This window comes from Halomonas sp. BMC6, from assembly GCF_964204995.1.
Classification (GTDB): Bacteria; Pseudomonadota; Gammaproteobacteria; order Pseudomonadales; family Halomonadaceae; genus Vreelandella.
Genome location: NZ_CAXNSH010000001.1, coordinates 2,604,489 through 2,629,588 on the forward strand (window position 1 = coordinate 2,604,489; position 25,100 = coordinate 2,629,588).

The following is a 25,100-nucleotide window of genomic DNA, read 5'->3' on the forward strand; positions in this document are numbered from 1 at the left end:
GGACGAATCAGCTAGGGTCGTAAGAGAGCACCGGCGAGAGCCAACGCTCCATCTCGGCAAGCGACATCTGCTTTCGCTCGGCCAGTACCTCGACCTGATCACGAGTGATTTTGCCCGTGGAGAAGTACTTCGACTGCGGGTGGGCAAAGTACCAGCCCGACACGGCTGCCGCTGGCCACATGGCGAAGTTCTCCGTCAGCGTCAGGCCGGTATTCTCTGGGGCGTTCAGCAAACGGAACAGCGTGGCTTTTTCAGTGTGATCCGGGCAGGCCGGATAGCCTGGGGCAGGGCGAATGCCCTGATACTTTTCGGCAATCAGCGCGTCGTTGTCTAGCGTTTCTTCAGGCACGTAGCCCCAAAACTCTTTGCGCACCCGCTCATGCATGCGCTCGGCAAACGCTTCGGCCAAGCGGTCGGTCAGCGCCTGCACCATGATGGCGTTATAGTCGTCACCGGCAGCTTCGTAGGCTTTGGAGAGCTCGTCCACACCGTGCCCCGTGGTCACCGCAAAGCCGCCGATCCAGTCGGGTTTGCCGCTTTCTTTGGGGGCGATGAAGTCAGCGAGGCTGTAGCAGATACCGTCACGGCCTTTGGTGGTTTGCTGGCGAATATGGTGTAGACGCTCGACCACCTCGGTGCGGCTCTCGTCGGCATAGACTTCGATCACGTCATCATCCACGCTATTCGCAGGCCACAGGCCAATCACGCCGCGCGCTGTCACGTGCTTTTCATCGATCAACTTGCGCAGCATCACTTGCGCGTCAGCAAACAGGCTCTGGGCGGCTTCACCCACGACCTCGTCGTTGAGAATCTTCGGGTACTTGCCAGCGAGCTGCCAGCTCATAAAGAAGGGGGTCCAGTCGATCCGCTCGACGAGTTCTTCCAAGTCGTAATCGTCGAAGGTCATCAATCCCAGCGTGTTTGGTTTGGCAGGGGTATGAGTCGCCCAATCGGTGCGAAAGCGCCGCTTACGCGCCTGGGTGTAATCCAGGTCGGCGGCTTTGGGGCGGCGCTTGGCATTACGCTCGCGCACTTTCTCGTACTCTTCACGGATGTCGGCGACGTAAGCCGGTTTCAAGTTGGGGGCCAGCAGCTTACCGGCAACCCCCACCGCCCGAGACGCATCGGTGACGTAAATCACCGGATGATCGTACTGCGGTTCGATTTTGACCGCCGTGTGCGCTTTCGAGGTGGTGGCACCGCCAATCAGCAGCGGCAGGTCCATGCCGCGGCGCTGCATCTCTTTGGCCACGTGTACCATCTCGTCCAGCGACGGGGTAATCAGGCCAGAGAGGCCGATGATATCGGCGTTGTGGTCAATAGCGGCCTGGAGAATTTTCTCGGTGGGCACCATGACGCCAAGATCGATCACTTCGTAGTTATTACACTGCAGCACGACCCCCACGATATTTTTGCCGATGTCGTGGACATCCCCCTTGACCGTGGCCATCACGATTTTGCCCTTGGCCTGGGTATCCTCACTTTTTTCCGCTTCGATGAAGGGAATCAGGTACGCAACCGCCTGCTTCATGACGCGGGCGGACTTGACCACCTGGGGCAAAAACATCTTACCCGCCCCAAACAGGTCACCGACCACGTTCATGCCATCCATCAGCGGGCCTTCGATCACCTCGATGGGGCGGGCAGCTTGTGCACGGGCTTCTTCCGTATCGTCTTCGATATACGCTGTAACGCCTTTCACCAGCGCATGCTCGATACGCTTGTTGACCGGCCAGCTGCGCCACTCGAGATCCTCTTTCTTCGCGGCACCGCTGCCGTCACCCTTGTACTGATCGGCGATGTCCAAGAGACGTTCGGTGCCGTCGCTGCGACGGTTGAGCACGACGTCTTCTACGGCTTCACGCAGCTCGGCGGGCAGGTCATCGTAGACAGCCAGCTGCCCGGCGTTGACGATACCCATGGTGAGGCCCGCACGAATGGCGTGGTAAAGAAATACCGAGTGGATTGCTTCACGTACCGGGTTGTTGCCTCGGAACGAGAACGACACGTTAGACACGCCGCCGGAGATCATGGCGTGGGGCAAGTGTTCACGAATCCATTGGGTGGCTTCGATGAAATCCACGGCGTAGTTATTGTGCTCTTCGATACCTGTAGCGATGGCGAAGATGTTCGGGTCGAAAATGATGTCTTCGGGCGGGAAGCCGATCTCATCCACGAGCAGCCGGTAAGCGCGCTCGCAGATTTCGGTTTTGCGCGCAAAGGTATCGGCCTGGCCCTCTTCGTCGAACGCCATGACGACAATGGCGGCACCAAAGCGACGGCACTTGGTGGCCTGTTCGCGGAAGGCGGCTTCACCCTCTTTCAGCGAGATCGAGTTGACCACCGCCTTGCCCTGTACGCACTTCAGGCCCGCTTCGATGATGTCCCACTTCGAGGAGTCGATCATGATGGGCACACGGGCAATGTCCGGCTCGCCAGCAATTAGGTTCAGAAAGCGCACCATGGCTTCCTTCGATTCCAACATGCCTTCGTCCATGTTGATATCGATGATCTGCGCGCCGTTTTCGACCTGCTCTAAAGCCACTTCCAGCGCCGTGGTGTAATCTTCTTCTACGATCAGGCGCTTGAAGCGGGCCGAGCCGGTGACATTGGTACGCTCACCCACGTTGACGAATAAAGAGTCGGCTTCGATGTTGTAGGGTTCGAGGCCTGACAGACGGCACGCTCTGCCGCGCTCGGGCACTTGTCGAGGCGCCATGGGGCGCACGGCCTCGGCAATGGCGCGGATGTGCTCTGGCGTCGAGCCGCAGCAGCCGCCAATGATGTTGACCAAGCCGCTTTGGGCAAACTCGCCGACGATCGCGGCCATCTCTTCTGGAGTTTGGTCGTATTCACCAAATTCATTCGGCAAACCCGCGTTGGGGTGGGCAGAAACGAACGTATCGGCTTTAACGGAGAGCTCTTCCAGATAGGGGCGAAGCTCTTCGGCTCCCAAGGCACAGTTCAAGCCTACCGAAAGCGGGTTAGCATGACGGATGGAGTTCCAAAAAGCTTCTGTGGTTTGCCCGGATAACGTACGTCCTGAGGCATCGGTAATCGTGCCGGAAATCATGACCGGCAAACGACGGCCGAGATCATCGAACAGCTCTTCCAACGCATAAATAGCGGCTTTGGCGTTGAGCGTATCGAAGATCGTCTCGATCATGATCAGGTCTGCGCCGCCGTCGATCAGGGCACTGGCCGCTTCGTAATAGTTTTCTCGCAGTTCGTCGAAAGTGACGTTGCGTTTGGCGGGATCGTTCACGTCGGGTGAGAGAGATGCCGTGCGTGACGTTGGCCCGAGAACCCCAGCCACATAACGCGGCACATCGGTTTCCGCAGCGACGGCGTCGCACACCTCACGCGCCAAGCGTGCCGATTCGCGGTTGAGCTCAGGCACCAGATCTTCCATGCCGTAGTCGGCCTGGGACAACCGGGTGCTGTTGAACGTGTTGGTTTCCAATATGTCCGCGCCAGCTTCCAGATAATCGCGGTGGATACGGGCGACGACGTCCGGACAGGTTAGCGCCAGTAGATCATTGTTGCCTTTCAAATCCGACGGCCAGTCGCGGAAGCGCTCACCGCGGAAATCATCCTCGCTGAGTTGAGCATTCTGCAGCATGGTGCCCATGCCGCCATCCAGAATCAGAATGCGTTGGGCAAGGCGTTGGGTAAGGGAAGCAGTCAAATCGCTAGCAGCCATGGCAGGGGAAAATCTCCAGCGTCTCAGTCGGAAAGGGTATTTTTATCGTCGTCGTCAGTCATTGAGCGGCGGCTATCATACCAAAGGGCACACCATAGGGCAGCAAGCCTGGTCGTGAAGTTATTGCAGCATCTTTATTAGACGTGCTCATAAAGCGTGGGCAATAGCCGACTAAAACACTCGGGATTGTGTCGGCTCGAGGTTTTGCTTACCATAGGCACAAATGACATGTGAAGTGGCCGTGCCACTACCACGGGAGGATAACATCCCTTATGACCACGACTATCGAAGCGCCTGGTATTGATATTACCGACAGTGCACAAACCTACCTTGCCGAGCTGCTGGAAAAGCAGAACGTCGAGGGGATTGCCGTACGCATTTTCATCACTCAGCCCGGCACACCTTATGCAGAAACCTGTCTGGCCTATTGCCGCCCTGGGGAAGAAGAGCCGACGGACGTCAAACTAGAACTCGAGAAGATCAATGTCTTTCTCGACAAGAACAGCCTCGCATTCTTGGAAGAAGCGGTGGTCGACTTCAATGCTGACCGCATGGGTGGCCAGCTGACCATCAAGGCGCCCAACGCTAAGATGCCGAAGGTCAATGCCGATAGTCCGCTCGAAGATCGCATCAATTACACGCTCTATAGCGAAATCAACCCTGGTCTGGCGGCCCACGGTGGTGAGATCAAGCTCGTCGAGCTGACCGAAGACAAAGTCGCGATCCTGGCCTTTGGCGGTGGTTGCCAAGGGTGCGCCGCGGTGGACCTCACGCTCAAAGACGGTGTCGAGAAAACGTTGATGGACCGTATTCCCGAGCTTGCCGGTATCCGCGACGTGACCGACCACACGGATACTACGAACGCCTATTATCGCTAAGCCTATGGCTGCCCATTGGCTTGGTAGACACTGAGCTAAAGGCAGCAGAGCGTCGGTAGTAAGCCCAGCAGAGCACTGCTGGGCTTTTTTATCGTTAGCGTTTCATCATTCGAGCCACTAAAGCGCCGTCTAGCGATCAACGATGATTCCATGTAAAACTATTGTAAAGCTATTCCCTGGGCGATGATGCCTAGCGGGTTCCTACAAAGTGCCATGGAGAGACGGCCATTAAACGCTCATCTGTGTTTTCTAATATTCATAAACCTATCTTTTTCGGATCGCTAGGCCTGCTGCTGGCGGTGACGCTGCCGCTCATTCTGTTTCCAGAGATGGGGCGGGTGTGGGTGATGGCGGCGCAAAGCTTCGTGACCACCAACTTCGGCGTGCTCTATCTCGCCATGGGCGTCGCATCGCTGGGCTTCATGTTCTACATCGTGTTTAGCGACATAGGACAGATCAAGTTAGGCGATGTCGATGCCGAACCAGAGTTTTCGCTGCTATCGTGGGGCGCGATGCTGTTTGCTGCAGGCATTGGTGGGGCGGTCGTCTTCTGGGGCATGGTGGAGTGGATGTATTACCTGCAAAATCCGCCTTTCCATGTCGCGCCTTTCTCCGAAGAGGCAACCGCCTGGGCGGCTACGTATGGCATGTTCCACTGGGGGCCGATTGCATGGTCGATCTATCTCGTGCCGGCATTGCCCATGGCGTACTTTCTTCACGTGCGTAAACACAAAGTGCTGCGTATCAGTGAAGCCATTCGCCCCGTGCTGGGTGAAAAGCTGGCTCGAAGCTGGTTGGGTAACATTATCGATATTCTGTTTATTTTCGGCATGCTGGGTGGCGGCGCGACGTCGCTGGGTATTTTGGTGCCTCTCATCAATGAAGGGCTTGGCAATCTATTCGCTTTCACGCCCAATGCCAGCAGCCAAATTGCCGTGCTAGTGGGCACGACGGCCATCTTTGCCGTAAGTGCCTGGCGTGGCCTGAAGGGCGGCATCGAAATGCTGTCGGACATCAATATGTGGCTGGGCCTCGCCGTACTGCTGTTCGTACTGGTAATGGGACCAACGGTGTTCATCCTGGATACGGGCCTGAATTCTATCGGCTTAATGCTCAGCAACCTGATCGAAATGGCGACATGGACCGAGCCGTTTGGCGCGTTGGGTGGATTCGAGGACACTGGTTTCCATCAGTCATGGACGATTTTCTACTGGGCGTGGTGGCTGGTGTTCGCGCCGACCGTGGGGCTATTCATTGCGCGCATTTCGAAAGGGCGCCGTATCAAGACCATGGTGGCGGGATCGATTTTCTTTGGCTCGCTGGGTTGTGCGCTATTTTTCATCATCCTCGGCAACTACGGCCTTTATCTGCAGCTATCCGGCACGCTGGACGTCATTCAAGTGATGAACGAACAGTCGGCGAATGCAGCCTTCTATGCCGTGCTTAGCCAGTTGCCGCTGTCTTGGCTCGTCACGCTCGCGGTAGTGATACTGCTGTCGATTTTTACCGCCACCACATTCGATTCCATTGCCTACATTCTTTCGTCCGCGGCCGAGAAGAAACTCGATAAAGAGCCTGCGCGCTGGCATCGTCTGTTTTGGGCCTTTACGCTATCGCTACTGCCGATGTCACTGCTGTTCTTGGGCGGACTGCAAACACTGCAGACCGCCAGTATCGTTAGCGGTGTACCGCTACTGTTGATTGCCGTGCTGTTGATGATCTCCATGGTGCGCGCAGCGCATTACGATCTGCGTTATCAGCCCGATTACGATGATCCTGAGATCAACATCGAAGAGTTTCCAGAAAACGACCCCTGGACGGAGAAGGGTACGTGGGAACTACCTGAGGAACAGAGCGGCGAGCCGAGCCAGTCTTAACACGGCTACGGACCCTCGTCGCTCCCATCCTCGAGTCATGCTTGGCCATCCCGCTTATCGGGATGGCTTTTTTGTGTCTGACGTATCATCGCTGCTACTGATCAGCGTGTTAGGCAGATCCGCTAGCTGTGCTTGCAGTGACGCCATGCGCTGCCATAACTGCTCTTGCCAATGGTCACTGTCTCGCGCCTGTTGTTGATGTGTTTCCAGCGCCTGCGTAGCTTTGTCCAGGCTCGCCTGCAGCTCGTTGCGCTGTGTTAGTAGCTCTGCATTGTGGCGTTCCAGCTCTGTCAGGCGCTGCTGATGAGCGCTGTTTTCTTGCTGGTAGTGATGAATCGCATCGTTTTTTTGCTGCAACTCCTTGGTGAGTGCCTCTGCACGCTGCTCCCATTGCTGTAAGCGCTTTTGTAGCGCTTTCTCTTCTTGAGCACGCTCTTGTCGCAGCGTGTCCAACAGCGCCATCAATTTACCTTCCGACGCTTCGTTGCGCTGCTCCTCTTGGGCCAGACGCTGCTCCCAAGCCGTTTGCTGCGCGGCCTGTTGCTCACTAAAGCGTTGTTGATCCGTTTTGAGCGCGCGCTGTGCTTGATCGAGCTGCTCGCGGTAGTGGATGACTTCCTGAGCCACTTTTTCTGCCTGCTGCTGCCAATGACGCTCATGGGTCTGGCTCTCGCCAAGCTCGCGGTGCAGCGCCTCTAGGCGCTGTTCGGTGTGGCGAAGGTGCTCGGCCAGGGCGCTTTCACGCTGTTCGGCATTGGCGGCCTGTTGAAGCGCTTCGGCGGCTTCTTGCTGTGCGCTCTCCACCTGACGATTGGCATCTTCTCGGTAGTGCGCGAGTGCTTGGTTGGCTACTTCTTGCGCTTCGCGCCATAGCTCGCTGGCTACATTGACCACGACTTCCGGGACGCCTTTGGGTGGCGGTACGTCGCGATTCTGCTCGCGCTCAGTTCGCCATAGCCGGAAGTGTTCGCTGATGGTGGTAAAGCTGCCGGTGCCGAGCACCTCTCGGATACGCTGCACGCTGGGGGTATCCCCACGGGCCAGTAGCGTATCGATAGCTTGTTGAACATCACTGTACTGAATTCCGCTGCGCGCCATGGCGTGATCCTTATGCGTTGAGTGACATTGCTTGAACGGCATTGTCCTGACTTTACGAGCAAAACACAATTATTACATATTACATAAAACGTAATATTATTTATTTAACGGCAGTAAAATTCAAGATTACGATCATTATCTTGAATTTATAGAGTTGTAGCGTCACACTTAACCATTGAATGGATAACGACTAAAAGGGCGCTGAGATGCCATTAGAAACGACAAAGAATGGGCACAGCCTCGATCTCTCCTCTGCAATGCCGGTGAGGGAGGAGGGGCACTGGCTGACAAGCCAATCTGTCTCAGCGCCTACCCAGCCCCCACGTATCGAGGCAGAAAACGACCATCAGGCCGTGTTGCTTTGGCTTACGGAGTATCGTGACAGCCCGCAAACGCTCAAAAGCTATCGGCGAGAGGCCGAGCGACTGCTGCTTTGGCTAGCCAGCCAAGGTAAAGGGTTGCGTGATATGAACCGTGAGGCGCTGCGCCAGTTCGAAGCTTTTCTAGAAGACCCTCAGCCACGGGCAGCGTGGGTAGGGCCGTCAAAACCTCGTGAGCATCCTGAATGGCGCCCCTTCAGAAACGGTCTGTCGCCCGCGAGTCGTCGGCAAAGCCTGATCATTCTGCAGGGCTTGTTTAGCTGGCTGGTGGAGGCTGGCTGGGTAGGGCACAACCCTTTCGTGCTGATGCGTGACAAAGCGCGGCGCATGAACAATCAGTTGCAGGGCATAGAGCGCTACCTGGAGCAACCGCTGTGGGCCTGGTTTTGGCAGTGGCTGAACCAGCCGCCGCAGAGCGATGACGCGCGGCTCGTTTACGAGAGCTCACGAAGACGCTTCATCTTTAGCTTTGCCTATCTTTTGGCACCACGCATTAGCGAGATGGCCAACGCCCGCATGGATGACTTTCATCGGATAGAAGGGCGCTGGTGGTGGAGGGTAGTCGGCAAGGGCAGTAAGCAGGCTCGCATACCCGTGCCTGCGGACATGCTGGAGAGCCTGCAAGCATGGCGAGTGGCGCTAGGGCTCAAGGCAGAGCCAGGCTACGACGAGCCAACCCCGGTGATTCGTGCGCTGGATAAGCGCAGAGGCATTAGCGATAACCAGCTTTATCGGTTGATGAAAGACACCTTTGCCAACGCCGCGGATGCGCTCGAAATGCAGGATGGCCAGCCTGCCTATATCGAAGCACTTCGACGGGCAACGCCTCACTGGCTGAGACATACAGCGATCACTCATCAGGCTCAGTCCGGCGTTAGCCTACGCTACTTAGCGGAAAGTGCTCGCCATGCCAAGCTAGATACCACCAGCCGCTACTTACATACCGAAGCCGATGAGTGGCATCGAGAGCAGCAGCGCCACCGCTTGAAAACGCCGCCAAAAACAGGGGCTGAAACGTTATAATAGCCCCGACTGTGATTCATTAACCCAAAGGATACGTCATGGCAACTTCAGGCGCAGAGCTAGCCCAACAGGAGCTAGTCGAAGAGTTTGAGATGTTTGATAACTGGATGGATCGTTATCAATACATTATTGATATGGGCAAGCAGCTGCCTGACTTTCCGGAAGAGCGTCGTACCAACGAGTTTAAAATCCAAGGCTGCCAATCCAACGTGTGGATGTGCCATGAACAGGCAGGCGACAAGCTGGTGTTCAAGGCTACGTCGGATGCGGCTATCGTATCAGGGCTGATTGCCGTGCTGCTGCGTATCTACAGTGAGCGCACAGCCGAAGAGATCAATCAGACCGAACCGCACTTCTTGAAAGATCTCGGGCTGGACAAACACCTATCGCCTACGCGCAGTAATGGCCTGCATGCGATGTTAGAGCGTATTTATCAGGTGGCTAAGCAGGGGTAAGCATTAGTGGCGGCAGGAGGACGAACCGCAGCGGTTCGCAGGGCAGTCGTCATCATCTTGGCATAGCGTTTCGCTGCGCCCGCCAGGCACCGGGTCCATGCCTCCCGGATGGCCGGGGTGGCATTTCACGATGCGCTTGGCGGCCATCCAGCCGCCTTTGAGAGGGCCATGCACTTGGATGGCCTCGATGGTATAGGAAGAGCAGCTTGGCCAGAAACGACAGCGCGGACCCAACAAGGGACTAATGGTATATTGATAGACGCGAATGCAGCCCACCATCAGTGCGGTCAGCAGCCTGCGACCGCCTCGCTGCAGGGCCTGCCATCCGTTTTTCACGACGTTTTTGGACCATATAGCGTTGCCGGGTCGATCATCGGCTCACTGGTGATTTCTGCGCTTTCTACCCCTAGTGCGACATAGAAACAGCTGCGGCGGCCGGTGTGGCAGGCAGGCCCTGTTTGATCGACCTGCACGAGCAGAGTATCGCCATCACAATCCAGGGCGGCGCTCACTAGGTGCTGCTGCTGACCGGACGTTTCCCCTTTACGCCAGAGCGTTTGGCGAGAGCGGGAGAAGTAGCACACTCGCTGGGTGGATAACGTCTCTTCCAGGGCTTCTCGATTCATCCACGCCATCATCAATACCTCACCGGTATCGTGCTGTTGGGCGATGGCGGGAATCAGGCCGTCGTCATTGAAACGTACGGCATTCAAGAGCACGTCCATTGAGGGCAGGGTGTCTTGGGGGGAAGCAGACTCCAGCGCTTTGAAAAGCTGCTGAGGCGCCAGTTGGTCAAAGTGAGACATTAGGCATTACTCGTGGGTCGGCACGCTTGGCATAAGCCCTGAAGCTCGATGGTTTGGCGCTCGACATTGAAACCTTGACGTTTCGCAAGCGCGGCCAGCTGATCGCTAATTTCATCCAAGTGCAATTCTTCGACGTAGCCACACTGGCGACAGATGAGCAGTTGGAAACCATGGGTGTGCTCCGGGCACGCGCAGGCCACGTAGGCATTCTGCGACTCGATACGGTGCACCAGCCCCTGCTCGATGAGAAACTCCAGCGCACGGTAAACGGTGGGCGGACGAGCAGCGGCGTGCTCGGTAGAGAGCTGATCCAGCAAGTCGTATGCTTTGAGCCCCCCGCCATTTTCTGCGATAAGCTCGAGTACCCGGCGGCGTATCGGAGTAAACCGAACGCCGCGCGTGTGGCACTGAGATTCTGCTTGCTGCAATAGCGTATTGGCTTCAGTCATTAGATAACTCGTTGAACGTCACGGGTGTAGTCTACGCCGTTGCCGAAGGTGTGTCAGGGGTCTCGACCAGCTCACTCTTGCGCGCAAAGTGGTGTTGAGCAAAAGCAACACGCTTCGCCACTGGTACGTTATCAGGCTGACGCTCAATCAAGTCCAACCGACGCCGTAAGCCTTCGCCGTTGGTCATCTGAATCGCCAAACCGGGGCGGGCGTTGAGCTCCAGTAGCATTGGCCCGTGTTTACGGTCCAGCACCATGTCGGTGCCCAGGTAGCCAAGTCCGGTCATCTCGTAGCAGCCCGCTGCCAGGTGCAGCAGCGTTTCCCACTGGGGTACGACCAGACTAGCCAAGTCGTGCCCCGTATCGGGGTGACTGTAGCAGGGGCGGTCAAACTGCACGCCACGCAGCGCTGCACCGGTGGCAATGTTCAACCCCACTCCAACGGCTCCTTGGTGAAGGTTCGCCTTGCCATCGGAGGCCGCCGTAGAGAGGCGCATCATCGCCATGACCGGATACCCTTTGAAGACGATGACGCGAATATCGGGCACGCCTTCGTAGGTGTACTCAAGCAGGCTCTCATCAAAATTGATCAGCGTTTCGATAACGGCCACGTCGGGGGAGCCACCGAGGGAGTATAGCCCCGAGAGGAGGTTGGAAACGTGGCGTTCTATATCGCTGATCGTCAGGCTAGCACCGCTGGGCTTGTAGAAAAGGCCATTCTCTACCTTTTCAATGACCAAAATCCCTTTACCCCCGCTGCCTTTGGCGGGTTTGATCACGAATCCCGCATGGCCTTCCAGCATGTCGCTGATATGTTGAACGCCAAACTGTGTCGTAACCGTGCCAATCAGTTCAGGGGTGGTGATGCCGTACTGCTGAGCCAGTAGCTTCGTCTTTAGTTTGTCGTCCACGAGCGGATAGAGCCGACGCGCGTTATACCGCCCGATGTAGCGAATGTTGCGCCGGTTCATACCCACGATGCCTTTATCCCGAAGACGGGTAGGCCACGTCCAATTTTTCAGCCAACTCATGACGGCTTCTCATCTTCGGTGATGGGTTTGAAACGACGCAGCTCCAGCAAGCGGTAGCCCGTGTAGTTCCCCAGCAGCAGGATGAACGCCATCAAAATGAGCTGCACACCCAAGAAGTTGAACGTGATATGGCGTACCCACGGGTTATTCATCGCCAGGAACGCCAGTACGGCGGTCAACAGGCTGCCGCCCCCTTGGATAAGTACCTGTTTCGGGCCTTCCTCTTCCCACAGGATCGACATCCGTTCGATGGTCCACGCCAAGATGATCATTGGGAAGAACGTGACCGTCAATCCGGCGCTCAAGCCCATACGGTAGGCCAGCACGGTAAAGATGGAGATGATGGCGATGACCGTAATGATGACCGCCGACACCCTCGCCACCAACAGCAAATTCAAATAAGAGAGGTAGTTACGAATGATCAAGCCGACGGCAACGATCAGCAGGAAGCCAATCAAACCGGTCAACAGGGTGGTTTGGATGAAGGCCAGTGCAATCAGTACCGGCATGAACGTCCCTGATGTCTTCACACCCACTAGCACACGTAGGAACACCACGACCAGCGCGCCAATCGGAATCAAGAGAATCGTTTGGAACAGTGCTTGCTCTTCTAGTGGCAGGCTGTGAATCGAGAAGTTCAGCAGCGTGTCGTCCGAGTAGTGGTTACGGACCGCCGCTGACGCCGGCTGGTAATGGGTCAGCATCGAGAACGAGACGCGAGAGTTGGTGCCGCCTTGCACTTCGAGTACCGCGCGGCCGCCGGTTTCCCATAGCAGCAGGTTATCGGGCTGACCCTGCTCGCCCGTGGCGGGGTTGAACAGCGTCCATTCTTCAGCGTCTTGGTCGAATACTTGGATCCAGCTGCTCAACGTTTGACGACGGCGACCGTCCTCGAGCAGCAGGCCGCTGACTTCTCTAGCTTGCACGCCTGCCTGGTTCAATAGGCGAACGATCAATGCGGAAGGCTGCATTTGCGTCAGTAACAAGCGTGCGTTTTCACCTTGCCGCTCGCCGTTGATATCGAGGATCAGCTCTCGAGCGAAGGTAGCGTTATTAGCGCTGCGATCCCAGGCGCGGTCGATCAACTGGGTTGCCGCCGTATCATAGGGGCTTTCCCAAGGAGTCACCGACGGAATACCCGGCGGTGTTTGCACTGGCGAACGAGAATCAGGTGATACCAGCATTTGGACCGAGTAGTAAAGCTGCTGGCTGCCCGCAGCGTCACGAATGGTCCACTGGGCTTGGCGGCCAAGTTCATCGGCTTGATAAGCCAGCCCGTAGCCAGAGGACGCCGTATTTTCGGTTAACACACGGAACCCTGCCTGGTGAGAGGGCAAGGCTAAATCGACTTGCACCGGGCCATTTTGGGCGTTGAAGTTAATGACGGCTTCGATTTCCCATACTTGGCGCTGCTCGCCTGGAAACCAGGGGATCTCAAACTGCAAATGGCGATGCACGCTGGCAACGATGCCGACCAGCAGCAGCAACCCAACGATAAAATAAAATGGCAACCGTGACATGGTGATTCCTTTCAGCGTAAAGCGGCAGGGGAGTGATATTACTCTTCGGTATCGTCTTGATCGGCCGCTTCATCGTCAGCCGCGTCTTCAGAGGGCGCGCCACCCGGGAATTCAGGGCGGTCATGCAGGTACGTCTCAGCCACATCGATGGTGGCAATGTCCATCATGAAGCGACGTCCTAGCAGCACGGGATAATCCAAGTGCGTGCGATCGTTTAGGGTGAATTCGACGTTTTCACGAATGGGGCCCAGCGTCATCAGTAATGAAATGACCGGACGTGACTCTTCGCCAGAGGCCTGGACGATTTTGACACGGCGCTCGATAGGGGCTTCGATCCACTCGTCGCGCACTTGCTCGACGACGATATCGTCGTCATTGAGCGCCAATTTGAAGCGCACCCAGTCCTCACCATCACGCTCGAAACGAGTGATCTCGGCAGCAGAGAGAGACGAGGTGTTGGCGCCAGAGTCCACCCGCGCCTTTAAATAGGTGCCAATGCTGGGTAATCCCACCCATTCGCTACGGCCCAGCAACGTCTTGTTATCTTCCGGCTCCTCGACACGGCACTCTTCACGAATGATGACCGGCTCTTCGCCACGCGCTTCCAGGCTAGCCATGTCTTGACGCAGTTGGCGCAGCAGACTGCCGACTTCACGAACATCTGCGGTCAGCACTTGCTGCTGGTTGAGCTGCTGCTCGTTCATGCTAGTAGAAGCCTCGCATCGTTGGGCAAGGGAGGACTCTAGTTCAAGGATACGGGTATTGAATGAAGCCTCGCTTAGCGGCGGCGGCTCATTTGACTCTGGCTGTGTCACCGCGCAGCCTGCAAACGACATCGACAAACCGGCCATTAGCCATAAAACACCTGAGCGCATAACGAGGGATATCCTTGGACAATAAGAGCACGAATGATAAGGAGAAGGGAGACCGCTTGTCCAACATGGTAGCGGTTTTTCATCGGCCCCGTTTATCTGATTTAACATAATATATATTATGCGAACTAAAGGGCTGGTTATTTTTGAGCCATGACTACTGAAACAGTCACGCTTCTCCTACAATAGCTATACGGCTTATCTGAATGATAAAGGAATGACTCAATGAATACCCTTCGCAAGCGTCTCTTGGCCCTATCGCTCGTTTCGAGCTTTTTCTTGCTCGCTGGCTGTGCCAGCGTCAAGGTCGAGGAGTATGCCAATACCACGCCCCGCTTGGATATTGCAGAGTATTTCACTGGCCAAACTCGCGCCTGGGGAATGGTGCAGGACTACTCGGGTGAAGTACAGCGACGTTTTACGGTAGATATTACAGGCACATTCGAGGGCGATACGTTGACGCTGGATGAGTCGTTCGTGTTTGCCGATGGTGAAACCGACCAGCGCGTTTGGGAGTTCGAGCGTGTCGACGAACACCACTGGATTGGCACAGCCAATGACGTCGACGGCCAAGTCGATGCTCGGCAATATGGCCACGCGTTTCACATGCGCTATCCCCTCGACATCGATGTGGGCGAACGCACGTTAAGCTTTACTATGGACGACTGGATGTACCTTCAGCCGGACGGTCGGCTCATTAACCGCACCGCCATGCGGAAATTTGGCCTGACGCTGGGTGAAATAACGCTGGTATTCGAACAAGTTGGCCGCTAGGCAGCCCGTCTCGCTATCAAAAAAAGCAGCCTAGCGACGATGCTAGGCTGCTTTTATCCGCACTCAGTTAGCGCAAGCGCTTATTCATCGGCCGGTGCGTAAGAACCATCTTCACGGTGAACTTCGTTGCCAGTGATCGGCGGCGTGAAGACACATGCAAGGTGCATCGTTTTATGAGCGCGCAGCAGATGCTCATCGTGCTGGTCTAGGATATAGATGTCGCCTGGTTTGATGGGCCAAATTTTGCCATCTGCCAGGGTTTCAACCTCACCTTCCCCTTCGATGCAGTAAACGGACTCATAGTGGTGCTTGTAGTGGATATGCGTCTCGGTGCCTTCAAAGATGCGCGTAATGTGGAACGAGAAGTTGCCACCATCGTTGGCCAACACCAAGCGAGTGCTGTCCCAATTGCCATTTTCAGCGGTAACGAGACGGTCAGTTTGACGAGCTTCTTCAATATTACGAACGATCATATAACGTGCTCCGTTGCATGGCAGCCACACACTGGCTGCCTGTTCCTGTGAGGGACGTAATGGCGCTAGGCCACTTAGACTAACGCTAAACTACTCGTTTATAACAGACTTAACTGACGCTTCCAGAATATCCAGCGCTTCCAGCAGATCCCCATCCGGAATGGTCAGAGGGCACAAACATTTCACCACTTCCCCGTCCTGACCGCTGGTTTCGATGATAAGGCCATGCTCGAAGGCCGTGCTGGTGATTTTATCGGCAATATCACCAGATACGACGTCGATACCGCGCATCAAACCGCGACCGCGCTCCGTTGCTGGCATGCCATGTTCGGTGAGCAGTGCCGCCAACTTCTGAAAACGCTCTTCGACGATTCGCGCCTTGCGCTGCACGTCGCGAGCAAAGGTGTCGTTCGACCAATACTTTTTCAGGGCTGCCGTCGCTGTGACCATGGCTAAGTTAAAGCCGCGGAACGTGCCGTTGTACTGACCGGGCTTCCACTTATCCAACTCCGGGCGCATCAATACATGAGCAAATGGCAGCCCAAAGCCTGACAGCGATTTCGAGTTTGTGACGATGTCCGGTGTGATGCCCGCATGCTCAAAGCTAAAGAATTTCCCCGTACGGCCACAGCCTGCCTGGATATCATCGACGATCAGCAGGATGTCATGGGCGCGGCAAATGCTTTCTAAGCGCTTGAGCCACTCCAGTCCTGCGACGTTGATACCGCCCTCGCCTTGCACGGTTTCGACGATCACGCCTGCGGGAATGTCCAAACCGCCTGACTTGTCATTCAGCAGTTTTTCAAAGTAGTCCAGCGTGTCTGCGTGCTCACCCATGTAACCGTCGAACGGCAGGAAGCTGGCACCTTGCGTGGGAATGCCCCCGGTGGCTTCACGGAACTTGCGGTTGCCCGTGGTAGCCAGTGCGCCCATGGTCACTCCGTGGAAGCCGTTGGTGAAGGTCACAATATTATGGCGACCTTTAGCAACACGCGCCAAACGGATGGCTGCCTCGACGGCGTTCGTTCCCGTCGGACCCGGCAGATGCACTTTGTAATCGAGCCCACGGGGCTTGAGGATGACATTTTCCAGTGTTTCTAGATAGTCACGTTTGGCACTGGTCCACATATCCAGGCCGTGAACGACACCGTCGCTAGACAGGTAGTCAATCATGGCGTCCTTCAAGTGCGGATTGTTGTGACCGTAGTTCAACGTGCCGGCACCGGCGAGAAAATCGATGTACTCGCGACCATTCTCATCGGTCAAACGTGCGTTCTGTGCCTTCGTAAAGACAACAGGGAACGAACGTGAATAGGTACGAACATTGGATTCCATGCGTTCGAGTGTCTGGGTCTGCATTTGCGACCTCCTTATCAGTGTTATGAGCCAAGCAAGAAAAGCAGCTAGGTCAACACGAGCGGGAAAACGCTCGCTCAAGACGCCCCGTTAGAGATGGTTCGTCTGAAACGGCCCGATGCGGACGAGGTTTTCCGGGTCGTGCTCTCCCCCTAACTGCTCGGTAGAGAAGTATTCCCGGCTATTGAGGGGTGCCTGCCAGCGTGCAGCCAAGCGGCGGAACAATCCCCAGGAAGCCTGGTTATCGGGTGTGATGGTGGTTTCGAGGTGGTGGACGTCGTCCAGTTCGGGACGCGACATGATCGCCTCTACCAAGCGGCGCGCAAGGCCCGTTCCCCGGGCTTTTTCACCCACGGCGACCTGCCATAAAAAATAGGTATCCGGTGCGTTGTCTTTGACATAACCCGAGACGAATCCAACGACCTCTCCTTCTTCATTAGTGGCGACGGCGCAGGTATCGCGGAACTGGGTCGCCAATAATAAATAGGCGTAAGCGGAATTTACGTCTAGCGGCGGGCATGCTTTGATCAGCTCGTAGATGCCCCAGCCATCGTCGGCGTTGGGCTTACGGATGAACAGTGGCGTTTCGGCGTGGCCTACTACGGCATCGGCGACGGTAGGACGTGCCAGCTCGGCAGAGGGGGTAAACGGCGTGATCGGCGTACTCATGGTTATGCTTCGCTGTAGCGAATTTGAGTTTCATTATAACAGCTGATTATGAGCAATTCAAAAGCCATATTATTCATCTCCCTGTTTTCCATAAATTCTAGTTATAAAATCGGATCATCAACGAGCTGAGGCCCCCGCTGGGCTGGCGTTTCATGACGTCACTCACTGAGTTTAGATCAGGCTGCCCGCTGCGCGAGACAAAAAAGGCGAGCCGAAGCTCGCCTTGAATATTGATAGAATTTCTTAGTAGCGTGATGGGGTTCTCATGGTCACGAACTCTTCCGCTCCGGTTGGGTGAATGCCCACGGTGCGATCGAAATCTTCTTTCGTCAGCCCCGCGCGCACCGCGATAGCGATGCCCTGAATCAGTTCACCAGCCTCTTCGCCCACCATATGAGCGCCCACCACCACATCGCAGGCATCATCGACGATGAGTTTCATCAACATGCGCTCTTGGCTTCCAGAAAGCGTATGTTTCATGGCCCTGAAGTCGGTCCGGTAGACCCGTATGCGATCGAATTTCTCTCTCGCAGCCTCTTCCGACAGCCCGACCGTGCCAATGTTAGGGTGGCAAAAAACAGCCGTAGGAATGGTGTCGTAATCTAGCGGTCTTGGCGTTTTTTGGTGGAAGTGAATGTCCACCAGCTGCATGGCTTCTGCCAGAGCCACCGGGGTTAACTCAGGCCCTTCGATCAGATCTCCCAAGGCTAAAATCGACGGCACAGCGGTTTCATAACGGTCATTAATCGGCACTTTGCCGTCGCTGTTCAACGTGATGCCTAAGGAGTCTACGCCAAGCCCGCTGACGTTGGCTCGACGGCCGGTGGCCGCCAAGACGGCATCGACGTCGAGTGTCTCGCCTGTGGTGAGCTCTACCTCGAGCGCGTCGCCCACCTGTTCGATGCGGGCGATGTTGGCAGAGAAATGTAAATGGACACCTTTTTTAGCCATCTCATCTCGAGTGAACTCACGCACCTCCTGATCGAAGCCTTTCAAAAATAGATCCCCACGGTAGATGAGATGGGTCTCACTGCCTAAACCGTTGAAGATGCTGGCAAACTCGACCGCTATATAGCCACCGCCCAACACTAGGAAGCGTTTGGGGAACGTTTCCAAGTCAAATACTTGGTTCGAGGTCAAGGCAAGGTCGCTACCGGGGAATTCAGGCACCCAGGGCCAACCGCCCGTGGCCAGCAGGATTTTATCGGCACTCACGCTCACCTCGCCTTCGGCATTGGTCAGGGCGACGGTGTGTGGATTAGTCACGCGGGCGCGTGCATTGAAAAGCGTGACGCCTGCGCCTTCTAGCATGCGCTGGTAGATGCCGTTGAGCCGTTTGATCTCGCTGGTTTTGTTATCCCTCAACGTCGGCCAATCAAAAAGTGCTGGCGACGCCAATTGCCAGCCAAAACCAGCCGCATCATCGAAGCTGTCATGAAAATGTGCCGCATACGAATAGAGTTTTTTGGGCACACAGCCCACGTTGACGCAGGTGCCGCCCAGGTAGCGATCTTCTGCGATCGCTACCCGAGCACCGGCGGCGGCGGCCATACGTGCAGCGCGCACGCCACCGGAACCGGCGCCAATGACGAATAAATCGAAGTCATATGCAGCTTCTGCTGACATGGTTATCTCCTATCCAGTGCCGTACTTACCTCGGCTGGGTAAGCGCTAAGATTGACCTTCTAAGCAAGGGAGGTTAAAAACGCCTACCTTGTGTTTAAAACGCTATTGCGCGCCCTTGAGCAAGCCCCACCTCAATGTACTCTCTGGAGACTCGATGTCTGACCAAATTGCAACGCTGCTAGATAACAATCGCGCATGGGCAGAACGTATGTGTGAAGAGGATCCGGACTTTTTCAAGCGCTTGGCGAACCAACAATCTCCAGACTATTTATGGATCGGTTGCTCAGACAGTCGCGTCCCGGCTAACCAAATCATTGCTCTTCCCCCAGGCGAAGTGTTCGTTCACCGTAACGTCGCCAACCTGCTCCACCATACCGATATGAACGCGCTCTCGGTGGTGCAGTACGCGGTGGATGTGCTCAACGTGAGTCATATCATGATCGTGGGACACTACGGCTGTGGTGGCATCAAAGCAGCCGTGACCGGTGGTGAGTGTGGCGTGGTGGACTATTGGCTCCACTCGGTACGCGAGCAGTACAACCGCCATCGCGACACCTTGGAACACCTGCCACTGGCAGATCAAATTGACCGAATGTGTGAGCTGAACGTCAAAGCCCAGGTCAATAGTCTTTGCCGCACGAAGATTCTGCAGCGTGCTTGGCAGCGTGGCCAATCGATCTCGGTGCATGGCTGGGTCTATGGGTTAAGCGATGGCCGCGTGAAAGATTTGAACTGTACCATCCGCGGCCTTGATCAGGTAGAAACGCTTTATCGCATCGACCGCGTGCAGCCTAGCGATTGATCTTTTAACCGCCTATCGCTGCCCATTAATCGTAGCGGTAGGCACGATGACAACTGCGGCAGCTGAGCCCCACGTCAGAAAATGCGCGCGTGGCTGCCCGATAATCCTCTTGCTCCGCCGCTTCGACCAGGATGCTCACCTTCTCCTCCAAGTCGGTGAACCCCGCTGCAAACTCATCCCACTCTTCCCAAATGTCGGGCTTGGCATCGGAGCCAGGTCCATGCGTACCTGCAATGAAGGCAGGAAGAAAGTGGGCCTGGGTCGCCTTCTCTTGTAACTCCGCCAAACGCGGTGCGGCGCCTCGCGCATCCTGGTTGTTGACCAGGTCGAAACGTAGTTGGCGTAGCAGCCGCTCTAGATCTTTCAGCTCGTCCTGACGCCAAATGACGGCCTCACGGTCACTCGCAAACGGTGTGTCGGCCGCGCTTTGCGGCATGGCCGGTGTCGTTGGTTGCTCTGCATTCACGCCAGTGCTGAAGAGCCCCAACAGCGCCACTGAGAGAGCCCAATGAGGGGCTCGACGCCCCTTTGAAGATGGTTGTTGCATCCTGTTCGTCCTTCAGCCAATGGCGCAGGTCACGCCGGTACCTTTCAATCCGCAGTATCCGCCCGGGTTCTTATCGAGATACTGCTGGTGGTACGCCTCGGCATAGTAGAAAACGTCCAGCGGTTTGATTTCGGTCGTGATGCGTCCTTTGCCCGCCCGGGTGAGCGCCTGCTGAAAGGCCTCGGCACTTTTCTGAGCAGCGGCAAGCTGTGCGTCCGTTGTGGTGAAAATCGCCGAGCGGTACTGGCTGCCGATATCGTTGCCCTGGCGATTTCCCTGCGTGGGATCATGCTGCTCCCAGAAAATTTGCAGCAGCGTCTCTAATGTGACCTGGTTCGGGTCGAAGACAACGCGCACCACTTCGGTGTGCCCCGTCAGGCCAGTGCAGGTCTCTTTGTATGTTGGGTTGGGCGTTGTGCCACCCGCATAGCCAGCCGCAGTGACATACACACCGGGCTGTTGCCAGAAAAGGCGCTCTACTCCCCAAAAACATCCCATACCCAGCACGATTTCTTCATACCCCTCTGGAAATGGGGGGTGAATGGAGTGCCCGGTGATGGTGTGAAGGTCGCTGGTCTCGATGGGTGTATCGCGCCCTTCTGGTGCTGTCGTTTTCGTAAATAGCGTCATAACACCCTCTCTATTGCTGGGGGTAAATGTAAGGATCGCCTGAGCGAGTGAATCGATAAATTAAATCCACTGCCTGGTTAGCACCAGACACTGCCTGAACATACAGGTTCCGCCAAAGCGTGTAGCGTAGCGTGAGTTCTGCAATGGGCGAAAAAATACCCACACCGTAACTGATTCGCAGATCGTCGGTGAGCTGACCACTCACCGCAACCTGACTGTCGTCACCGGCACCGGTGGTATCCAACGTGAGATCATCGATCCCAAATGCTTCGCCGATAGAGCCCACGGCACCGCCGGTTCGGCCCAGCGACATACCGATGAGCGCCGTCGTCAGCGCACTGTCGACACCGCCTCCTGACGCATCTGGCGCACGGCCTCGCAGCAAGTACGACAGCGAACGGGTTTCGTCCATCGCAGGCTCCGAGAAGATCATCACATTGGGCTGCTCGGCGTTGCCGGTGACACGCAGGCCGGCAATCACGTCATCTTCGGTCACTTCTGGGTTACGAATGGCCTCAAAATCCAAGACCGGCAAGCCGGGAGGGCCGCTGAAAATGAGTTGCCCACGACGAATCAACAGATCTTGCCCAAAGGCTTGAAAACGCCCATTGACGAGATTGACGTCGCCAAAGAGCTGCAGCGCCCCGCTGTCCTGTCGAATTTCAAGGCTGCCCCCTAACCCAGATTCCAACCCATAGGCAGAAATTTGCATATCTCGCCCAAGATTGAGGGTGATCAACACATCGAGCGCCATGCCAGTGGATGCCAGCTCGTCAGCGGCACTCGGGTCATCGCCCGCCTCTGCGGCAAGGCGCGCTTGACGCTCGGCCTCTCGGTCATCGCGCTCGGTGATGATGATCTCATCCGGGCTAGGTGACGTTGCTGACGCGGGCAGATCGCCCACTTCCAATCGCGCCCAAGGAAGGTCAACGTCACCCCGCACCTGTAGGCGCTCGGGCGTAACACGAATACGAATGTCCGGCGCGGCTTCCAAGCGACCGAACTGCGGTAAAACGACCAGCAAAGGTTCTTGGGTGGCGTCGATATCCACGCCAATGCGCCAAGCGTCACCGGTGGGCCAGTAGGCATTACCGCTGATGTTCAGCCGTCCGCGTTCGGCAGCGACGAACCCCTCGATGTCACCCTCTTCACCATCGAAGGCGACGGCCAGCTCACCATCCACGATCGTTATTGGGATATCGGGACCACTCACCCGTAAGCGACGCAATGCCAGCTCACCCTGCAGGTCAGGCTGACTAGTCGAGCCGCCAATGGTGACGGTGCCGTTCAATCCCCCTTCTAGCTCCTCCATACCCACCACCATGGGGCGATATGGCGCCAGAGTGATGTTATTGGCGCGTAATTGGCCCTCCAAAGAGCCCTGTCCAAGAGGATCATTGACCGCTAGATCGAGCGTCAGCTCACCTGCTTCGGACAGGGACAGCGACACGTTGGCCTCCGCTTGCGCTTGATTAGCGTCGATTTGAGCATCCAAGTTGATTCTGGGAAGCTCGACCGGTTGACCGTAATCATTCACCGCCGTAATAGCCAGTTCACTCAACAATTGAAGATTGGCCTGCCACTGAGCGCCGCCTTGACGCCAGCTAGCGACTAAATCAGCCGTGGTATCCCCTTCAAAGCTCCACTCTTCGGGTAGAAATGGCTCCAGCATCTCCATTGGAACCTCGCGCACGCTGAGTACGGCGCGACCTTGATCGGCCGAGGCCGTTATGGACTCTTCCGAGCAGACCAGTCCGCCTTGCAGGCGGCGTAGACAGAACGGGGTCAGATTCGCCTGTCCGTTGGCAAGGTTGTAGGTAATATCCAGTGGCTCTTCTAAACGAATATCTCCCGCCTCGGAGTCGACTTCCAGCGGCGTCAATCGGGCCTGATACCGCTGAGCCTGCTGATTCAAGCGTCCGCTGAGGGCTAAGTTCGCACGGCTGAGCACATTGCCGGCGTCGCCAGTGACGCTGAGCTGCAAGGCATGGTCGGAGAGTCGTCCGGTCAGATCCAACGCCACCGAGGCCAGCGACTGCCCGCCCGCGTTCACTCCCTCGGCATCCAGATCGATGCGAAGGTCAGGATCCTCCAGGCCTTCCACGCTGCCCGATAGCGAAAGCGATGCCAGCCGATTCTCGGCAAAACGCAAGCTGCGCCCATTGAGATTCGTCACGATCTCAGGTTGCGAGAAGCTGCCTTGGGCCTCAAAGGTACCGGTCAGCTCTCCGGCTAGATCAGGATGGAGGCTTTGCAGTTGGGTGAGAGCGATATTGGCGTTCAACGATATCGCTTCTTGGCTCACCTGGCCTGCTGCGGTCAAGCGGTTGTTGCCTTGCGTAAAGAGCAGCTCTTGAATATCGATTTCTAGATCGCTGTTCGCATCGATCGCGGCTTGAAGCGTTAATGGATACTCCTGCAGCTGGCCCTGGATATCGAGTTCCGGCAAACGAATGTCCCACCGTTCGCCTCGCTGGCGCACGCTCGCGACGATATCTCCGCTGAGGTTGCCCTCCAGTTGAGGTACAAATAGGGACGGGTCCAGCGCATCTAAGCGTACTTGCGCGTCAACGGCGATGGCCTCAGACCAGTTCACTTCTCCCTCGCTGCTCACAACGCTCTCGTCGATAGTGAGTGAAAGAGGGGACCAGCGGAAAGAAGACAAATCACCGTCGCCCTCTAACCGAATGGCGGTTGCTGGCACCTGCGGGCCTTGGGCACGAGTGGCCAAGTTGACCTGATACGCTTCCAAACCGCCGTTAATGGTCAGCGCGAGATCGTCGAGCACGTAGGGCGCCGTGGACGTTTCTTCGGCTTCATTAACGTCTTGTACCTGGGGCTCGACGGCTGAACGGTCTGAGGCATCGCTCTCAGCGGCAGTCGTGGTGTCGTTGGAGGCCGTTGGGCGCTCAGGGCCGTCACGCTGCTCCAACGGCCACTGCAGACGCTCGCTCTCAAGCCGAGCCTCGAATGGCAAGGTGGGCGCGAGCACATCGGCCTGGGCGGTGAGTGAAACCTCCACCGGCCCTGACGTGTTCAGGCTCGCCGTCAAATCCGCCAGACTGCCTGAGAGATCCAAAGCGATCCGTTCTCCACTCAGGGCAGGCAGTATCTCAGGCAGCCATAGCTCTGCGCGAAGCGCCGCGTTGAGGGGATAGTCGCCGTTTAGGCTGACGTTGGCGGTTAAACTGGCGTCTGCGTCTGGGGTGTCAAGCTCCAACGTGCTGAGCGTGACGTCGCTGCCCGATGCCGTCGCTTCCAGCAGCAGCCGTTCCACGCTGTACTCAAAGGCACCGCTCACGTTTACGTCCGTCACCAGTAATGATTCCAGGGCAACGTCGATGGGCATCTCGATCTCGGGTAGCGACAGTCGCTCCCGTTCGCTCAGTGCAAGCGTGGACGCTTCATCGTCCGGCTCGACGGGTTGAGTGGTCTGGATAGCAGCGTCAATGGCAGTAGCGCTCAACGGCGTACTCGTCTCTTGCGTCAGCCGTACGCCTGGGGATGGTGGCAAGTAGATCGACGGTGATTCGAGCGTCGTGGGCGCAATGGTGACTTGCTGCTGTTCAGCGGCTATCGAGGTGGCAAATGCGGCCCATTCAATACGAGTACCGTCACCCAGGGTGAGCCGCACGTCATTCAGTGCGATGTCGCGCAGTTCAATGGGAAACGGCAGTGTGAGGCTAAAAGGGCCCTGCTCTTCTTGAGGCGGTTCTTCTGTTTTCGACCCGCTGGAGAGACGAATGTCGGCCTCCTCTATGCGCAGCTCGGCCAGACAAAGCTTACCGGAGAGCACGCAATCGTCTGACCACGCAAGCGCTACATCATCAATATTGACGCGCGTGCCCGCGATGGCCATTTGAAACCCTTGAAGGCGAAAGCGGTCCAGCAGCGCGCCCTCCTGGTGCTCATAGGTAAAAAAACCGCGCTGCTCACCCTGAGAAAATAGCTGTTCCGTTCCCCATGGCGACAAGGCCACGCCTAATACGACAGCCACCACGCCGAACAGCCAGAGCGGCAACACGACGACGAGTCGTAGCAGACTCCATAGCGCTAACCAGAGACGGCGTTTGGCGGAGAGCTGCTGACGATGTTTGGATGCTTTTTTATCAACCTGAGCCAAAGCGCTCTC

At 56.5% G+C, this 25,100-nt stretch carries 21 protein-coding genes; 6 read left to right on the plus strand and 15 right to left on the minus strand.

Annotation, left to right across the window (positions count from 1 at the left end; genetic code table 11):
* Positions 1 to 7: 7 nt before the first annotated feature.
* The gene (gene metH / locus AB6K10_RS12500; RefSeq protein WP_339118866.1) at positions 8 to 3,703 is read right to left on the minus strand and encodes a methionine synthase; all 3,696 of its coding nucleotides are present in this window, start codon (positions 3,701 to 3,703) and stop codon (positions 8 to 10) included.
* A 272-nt stretch (positions 3,704 to 3,975) separates the two neighbouring features.
* Here metH and nfuA point away from each other — a divergent pair, with 272 nt between their 5' ends.
* Both nfuA and AB6K10_RS12510 read left to right on the plus strand, forming a co-directional pair.
* Positions 3,976 to 4,581, plus strand: a complete 606-nt coding sequence (nfuA, locus tag AB6K10_RS12505) for a Fe-S biogenesis protein NfuA (protein WP_159342187.1) — start codon at positions 3,976 to 3,978, stop codon at positions 4,579 to 4,581.
* A 242-nt stretch (positions 4,582 to 4,823) separates the two neighbouring features.
* Positions 4,824 to 6,458: a BCCT family transporter gene (locus AB6K10_RS12510; RefSeq protein ID WP_253016383.1), complete on the plus strand. Its 1,635-nt coding sequence runs from the start codon at positions 4,824 to 4,826 to the stop codon at positions 6,456 to 6,458.
* A gap of 54 nt (positions 6,459 to 6,512) precedes the next feature.
* Here AB6K10_RS12510 and AB6K10_RS12515 read toward each other — a convergent pair whose 3' ends face one another.
* Complete coding sequence (locus AB6K10_RS12515; protein ID WP_339118867.1) at positions 6,513 to 7,556, minus strand: DNA-binding protein; 1,044 nt, start codon at positions 7,554 to 7,556, stop codon at positions 6,513 to 6,515.
* Positions 7,557 to 7,762: 206 nt separating this feature from the next.
* Between AB6K10_RS12515 and AB6K10_RS12520 the strand changes: the two genes are divergently transcribed.
* Entirely contained in the window at positions 7,763 to 8,959 is a 1,197-nt protein-coding gene (locus tag AB6K10_RS12520; protein ID WP_339118868.1) for a site-specific integrase, read from the plus strand.
* 38 nt (positions 8,960 to 8,997) lie between these two features.
* Positions 8,998 to 9,414 (plus strand): SufE family protein, encoded by a 417-nt coding sequence (locus AB6K10_RS12525; RefSeq protein ID WP_305947499.1) that lies wholly within the window; start codon positions 8,998 to 9,000, stop codon positions 9,412 to 9,414.
* A 3-nt stretch (positions 9,415 to 9,417) separates the two neighbouring features.
* Here the strand turns inward: AB6K10_RS12525 and yidD are convergent, their stop codons facing one another.
* The 6 genes from yidD to AB6K10_RS12555 are packed head-to-tail and all read right to left on the minus strand — an operon-like array spanning position 9,418 to position 14,094.
* The gene (yidD, locus tag AB6K10_RS12530) at positions 9,418 to 9,693 is read right to left on the minus strand and encodes a membrane protein insertion efficiency factor YidD (protein ID WP_217353005.1); all 276 of its coding nucleotides are present in this window, start codon (positions 9,691 to 9,693) and stop codon (positions 9,418 to 9,420) included.
* A gap of 53 nt (positions 9,694 to 9,746) precedes the next feature.
* The gene (gene hisI / locus AB6K10_RS12535; protein ID WP_159342191.1) at positions 9,747 to 10,220 is read right to left on the minus strand and encodes a phosphoribosyl-AMP cyclohydrolase; all 474 of its coding nucleotides are present in this window, start codon (positions 10,218 to 10,220) and stop codon (positions 9,747 to 9,749) included.
* Positions 10,220 to 10,669 carry a transcriptional repressor gene (locus AB6K10_RS12540; RefSeq protein ID WP_159342192.1) on the minus strand — a complete coding sequence of 150 codons (450 nt, stop codon included), beginning with the start codon at positions 10,667 to 10,669 and terminating at the stop codon, positions 10,220 to 10,222. Before AB6K10_RS12540 ends, hisI begins: the two co-directional genes overlap by 1 nt.
* Positions 10,670 to 10,700: 31 nt before the next feature.
* Complete coding sequence (locus AB6K10_RS12545; protein ID WP_253016375.1) at positions 10,701 to 11,699, minus strand: alpha-L-glutamate ligase-like protein; 999 nt, start codon at positions 11,697 to 11,699, stop codon at positions 10,701 to 10,703.
* A complete protein-coding gene (locus AB6K10_RS12550; protein ID WP_159342194.1) occupies positions 11,696 to 13,219 on the minus strand; it encodes an inactive transglutaminase family protein in 1,524 nt (507 codons plus the stop codon). Before AB6K10_RS12550 ends, AB6K10_RS12545 begins: the two co-directional genes overlap by 4 nt.
* 38 nt (positions 13,220 to 13,257) lie before the next feature.
* A complete protein-coding gene (locus tag AB6K10_RS12555) occupies positions 13,258 to 14,094 on the minus strand; it encodes an ATP-dependent zinc protease (protein WP_159342195.1) in 837 nt (278 codons plus the stop codon).
* A gap of 222 nt (positions 14,095 to 14,316) precedes the next feature.
* Here AB6K10_RS12555 and AB6K10_RS12560 point away from each other — a divergent pair, with 222 nt between their 5' ends.
* Complete coding sequence (locus AB6K10_RS12560) at positions 14,317 to 14,865, plus strand: DUF3833 domain-containing protein (RefSeq protein ID WP_339118869.1); 549 nt, start codon at positions 14,317 to 14,319, stop codon at positions 14,863 to 14,865.
* A gap of 80 nt (positions 14,866 to 14,945) precedes the next feature.
* On the opposite strand, the gene AB6K10_RS12565 is transcribed toward AB6K10_RS12560, so the two are convergent.
* The 4 genes from AB6K10_RS12565 to gorA all read right to left on the minus strand — a co-directional run bounded on the left by AB6K10_RS12565 (position 14,946) and on the right by gorA (position 18,989).
* On the minus strand, positions 14,946 to 15,338 hold the full coding sequence (locus tag AB6K10_RS12565) for an ectoine synthase (protein ID WP_139527592.1): 393 nt from the start codon (positions 15,336 to 15,338) through the stop codon (positions 14,946 to 14,948).
* A 90-nt stretch (positions 15,339 to 15,428) separates the two neighbouring features.
* Complete coding sequence (gene ectB, locus AB6K10_RS12570; protein WP_339118870.1) at positions 15,429 to 16,697, minus strand: diaminobutyrate--2-oxoglutarate transaminase; 1,269 nt, start codon at positions 16,695 to 16,697, stop codon at positions 15,429 to 15,431.
* Positions 16,698 to 16,784: 87 nt separating this feature from the next.
* Positions 16,785 to 17,363: a diaminobutyrate acetyltransferase gene (gene ectA / locus AB6K10_RS12575; protein WP_339118871.1), complete on the minus strand. Its 579-nt coding sequence runs from the start codon at positions 17,361 to 17,363 to the stop codon at positions 16,785 to 16,787.
* A 243-nt stretch (positions 17,364 to 17,606) separates the two neighbouring features.
* On the minus strand, positions 17,607 to 18,989 hold the full coding sequence (gene gorA / locus AB6K10_RS12580; RefSeq protein WP_339118872.1) for a glutathione-disulfide reductase: 1,383 nt from the start codon (positions 18,987 to 18,989) through the stop codon (positions 17,607 to 17,609).
* A 154-nt stretch (positions 18,990 to 19,143) separates the two neighbouring features.
* Here gorA and can point away from each other — a divergent pair, with 154 nt between their 5' ends.
* On the plus strand, positions 19,144 to 19,791 hold the full coding sequence (gene can / locus AB6K10_RS12585) for a carbonate dehydratase (protein ID WP_159342200.1): 648 nt from the start codon (positions 19,144 to 19,146) through the stop codon (positions 19,789 to 19,791).
* Between the two features lie 25 nt (positions 19,792 to 19,816).
* Here the strand turns inward: can and AB6K10_RS12590 are convergent, their stop codons facing one another.
* The 3 genes from AB6K10_RS12590 to AB6K10_RS12600 are packed head-to-tail and all read right to left on the minus strand — an operon-like array spanning position 19,817 to position 25,091.
* Positions 19,817 to 20,338, minus strand: coding sequence for a cytochrome c (locus tag AB6K10_RS12590; protein ID WP_285263315.1), 522 nt, complete (start codon positions 20,336 to 20,338; stop codon positions 19,817 to 19,819).
* Positions 20,339 to 20,350: 12 nt separating this feature from the next.
* Entirely contained in the window at positions 20,351 to 20,968 is a 618-nt protein-coding gene (gene msrA / locus AB6K10_RS12595) for a peptide-methionine (S)-S-oxide reductase MsrA (RefSeq protein ID WP_339118873.1), read from the minus strand.
* Positions 20,969 to 20,978: 10 nt separating this feature from the next.
* Entirely contained in the window at positions 20,979 to 25,091 is a 4,113-nt protein-coding gene (locus AB6K10_RS12600) for a translocation/assembly module TamB domain-containing protein (RefSeq protein ID WP_339118874.1), read from the minus strand.
* Positions 25,092 to 25,100: the final 9 nt, after the last annotated feature.